The sequence below is a fragment of the Rahnella perminowiae genome, from assembly GCF_019049695.1.
Lineage (GTDB): Bacteria > Pseudomonadota > Gammaproteobacteria > Enterobacterales > Enterobacteriaceae > Rahnella > Rahnella perminowiae.
This window is the reverse complement of the sequence record NZ_JAFMOT010000063.1, coordinates 1-445: the sequence shown is the minus strand read 5'-3', so window position 1 is coordinate 445 and position 445 is coordinate 1. Positions and strand designations below refer to the sequence as shown.

General features: G+C 60.9%; 1 protein-coding gene. It reads left to right on the top strand.

Features of this window, described 5'->3' with window-relative positions; genetic code table 11:
* Nucleotides 1-445: hypothetical protein (locus J1781_RS26440; protein WP_456239067.1), on the top strand; the 445-nt coding region annotated here is incomplete at both ends.

The following is a 445-nucleotide window of genomic DNA, read 5'->3' as shown; positions in this document are numbered from 1 at the left end:
CAGCCAGGCTGGACTTCCATTGGCGCACGTCATGCCTCACCTTGTCGGTGTGGCTAAGGAGCGAACCCTTTCCGAGATCGACGTTGAGCGTCTCGCCTCCCACGACGCCGTCGTGCTGGCCTTGCCTCATGGGGCTTCCGGGCAGATTGTCCAGGAGCTTGTCAAGATGAATCCCGACCTTGTCATCGTCGATGCTGGAGCGGACTTTCGGTTGTTATCAGCGTCAGACTGGCAGCGTTGGTACGGCAGTGACCACGCTGGTACCTGGACGTATGGACTTCCCGAGCTGCCACGAGCTGAGGGCGGCTCGCAACGTGACATGCTGTCAGGTGCAACCCGCATCGCTGCGCCAGGGTGCAATGCCTCCGCGGTTGCCCTGGGACTGGCACCCCTCGTCGGCCTTGTTGACATTTCTCAGTCGACAGCCACCCTTATAGTTGGGACA